Below are 2570 nucleotides of genomic sequence, written 5' to 3'. Positions count from 1 at the left end.
CAATACGCCGTTGATCTCGAAATGGCAACGGGCGAAGAACGGGCGGCACTGACAGCGTGGAAACGATACTGTGTGTTATTAAACCGTGTAGACTGTTCGACAGCACCAGATATTGACTGGCCTAAAGCGCCAGAGTGATTGTTAGGGGCGTGATGCCCCTTTCATTATTTCGGCTGTTCCGGCCATTGGATATCGGGGGCGGTAGATGTTTCTACCTGATAGAGTTCTACCCGATATTTTCGCCATGCCACCAACGCGGATTTTTCTACCTCAGTCGCCATACTAAAATCTACAGCATCCTGGTATATATCAATTTTCTCTCTGGCGACCCTCATTAACTGTCGTTTCTGAGATTCTGCAATTTGTTGCAGTTCCTCTGGTGTCGGCGGTGGAATATCCCCCCACGCAGGCAGACCATCGGGGCCAACAATGCGTATCTTACCGATTGGCGCACTGCCAGTGAATTCAGTAAAAACAGATTCGCTAACATCGACACCAACGGCTGGCCATGAGCCGGCTGACTCATATTCTGTTCTCAACGCATACGCGTAGAATGTATTTTTATAAAATTTATATTCGTTCATATCAGAACCCCAGAGTCAAAACTGTGACAGACGATGAATCGGTTGACCCAAAACGCCGCCACGCTAATGTATCGAGTGACGCAATATTTAATGTGACAATGCCCGGATTCGCGCTAAATCCAACCATCGATCCCCCAGTGACTACTGCCCCCCGGCAACTGCCGGGGAATGCCAACGGAAACGCTACAGATCCGGATGTGACATCGGCGGGCAGTTCTAACGAAAATACCTGAACAATCCATCCGTTCGGCTGTTTAAACCAATTTCCGGAGAACTGAAAATTACTCATGTCGGGGATCTGATTTGCCCGGTTACCCACACCTCGCCGGGCGAACTCCCCTAAACCGAGGTATACCGATAGACGGTCTAAATGAGCCGCTTACGTAGTATCACTGTGGATGAAAACATCTCCGAACACACTACCTGGATTTATAAAAAAGCGCGGGATGAATTATCTCAGATGGCAGATTATCCGGCGATTGCTCCGCTACTTAGCGGCAACGATGAAAATGTAAAAATGGAAACCTGGAAAAACAACCGGTTCTTCCCCCGCAATGATCTGGAACGTTTTCAAAAGCAAGTAGCCGCAGCAGCGGTCTTGTACCGTGAAATTACCAATGCCTGGTCTAAAGTGGTTATGCGGGTTATGCAGGATGCCGCCCAAGAGGCAGGAGTGGTCTTCACGACTCCCAGTGGTAATGATGAAAATTACAAGCTCCCGCCGGAACTGGCTTCACTGGCAGAAAAGGCCATTGAACAGGGGCGGGCGGTTCGACAAGGACAGCCATCAATTCCTTTTAGCGTTGAAGAATTGGCGTTGATCCAGACTAAATATGTCCACTGTTCATCACACTGGAATTCGGTGGTGATAAAAGACGAAAATATTCAGGGGGGTGTTAATGCCGTAGAATTAATCGGCTTTGTTAATCGTCCTTGTGAAAAATGGCACCGAGCCATTTTTGATATTACCGATAAGGAAATTTCATAATGGAAAGAAAATATTTAATAACATTGCTCAGTCTTGGAATAATATGTGGTTTAACTGCCTGTGGCTCCTTCTCATCTAGAGCGCCGGCAGTATCTTCTCAACCAATTTTGCATAGTAATGCCCCACTGACTGATGAAAAATGGAACTTTAGATTTACCACCCCTAGTACTACAGTCGTACGCCCCATTGTGGCATGATGGCCCTGACATTTTTTTCCTGAAAATACGGGGAGGTGTTCAATGCACTCACCGACCAATGCCTGGGAACAGGAACTGCTCTCACTGCATACCCGCCTGGCTCCCTTGTTTCACCATCCCGGCCCACAGCAACGCAGCCTCGCCTACCTCCGGGGATTACTCAGTGACGTTGAACGTAAAAATGGCTGGCAACTGGCGGAATGGATAGGCGAACGCACGCCTGATGGCGTTCAGCATCTGCTGGAACGCGCCCACTGGGACGTCGACGTCGCCCGCGATATTTTGCGGGACTATGTGACGGAGCATTTGGGCGATGAACACGGGGTGCTCATTGTGGATGAAACCGGCTTTATCAAAAAAGGCACGCATTCTGCCGGCGTGCAACGTCAATACAGTGGCACCGCCGGGCGCGTCGAAAACAGTCAGATAGGCGTCTTTCTCTGTTATGCCGGTCAGGGCGGCCATGCCTTTATTGACCGGGCGTTATACCTGCCCAAGCAGTGGACTGATGACCGTCCACGTTGTGAAGCCGCCGGCATTCCTGACTCGGTGAGCTTTGCCGCCAAGCCGCAGCTCGCCCGGCAGATGCTGGAACGCGCATTAGAGGCCGGTGTTCCCTGTCGCTGGGTGACGGCAGATGCCGTTTATGGTCAGGATCGTCGCCTGCGCTGCTGGCTGGAGTCCCGCTATCAACCGTTTGTGCTGGCGATCCCCAAAAATGAACCGTTGTGGTGGCAAGGGCCGACCTATGTCAGAGCGGACAAGATTGTGGACAGCCTGACGCCCCAGCAATGGGAAAAA

5 protein-coding genes are annotated in these 2570 nt (G+C 50.6%); 3 read left to right on the top strand and 2 right to left on the bottom strand.

The annotated features are described in order from the left end of the window. On the top strand, nt 1-138 hold a 138-nt coding region (locus tag PSI17_RS16450; RefSeq protein WP_273552992.1), incomplete at its 5' end, for a tail fiber assembly protein. A gap of 26 nt (nt 139-164) precedes the next feature. Here PSI17_RS16450 and PSI17_RS16445 read toward each other — a convergent pair. Both PSI17_RS16445 and PSI17_RS17505 read right to left on the bottom strand, forming a co-directional pair. Beyond that, the gene (locus PSI17_RS16445; protein ID WP_273552991.1) at nt 165-584 is read right to left on the bottom strand and encodes a tail fiber assembly protein; all 420 of its coding nucleotides are present in this window, start codon (nt 582-584) and stop codon (nt 165-167) included. Nucleotide 585: 1 nt separating this feature from the next. Further along, entirely contained in the window at nt 586-873 is a 288-nt protein-coding gene (locus PSI17_RS17505) for a gp53-like domain-containing protein (protein WP_443256042.1), read from the bottom strand. 81 nt (nt 874-954) lie between these two features. Here PSI17_RS17505 and PSI17_RS16435 point away from each other — a divergent pair, with 81 nt between their 5' ends. Next, nucleotides 955-1572 carry a hypothetical protein gene (locus tag PSI17_RS16435; RefSeq protein ID WP_273552989.1) on the top strand — a complete coding sequence of 206 codons (618 nt, stop codon included), beginning with the start codon at nt 955-957 and terminating at the stop codon, nt 1570-1572. Nucleotides 1573-1811: 239 nt separating this feature from the next. Next, the coding region (locus tag PSI17_RS16430) for an IS701 family transposase (RefSeq protein ID WP_273552988.1) at nt 1812-2570 on the top strand (759 nt) is incomplete at its 3' end.

The organism is Xenorhabdus sp. IM139775, assembly GCF_028598745.1.
Lineage (GTDB): Bacteria > Pseudomonadota > Gammaproteobacteria > Enterobacterales > Enterobacteriaceae > Xenorhabdus.
Note: the sequence above shows the minus strand (reverse complement) of the source record. Positions and strands in the feature narration are given on the sequence as shown.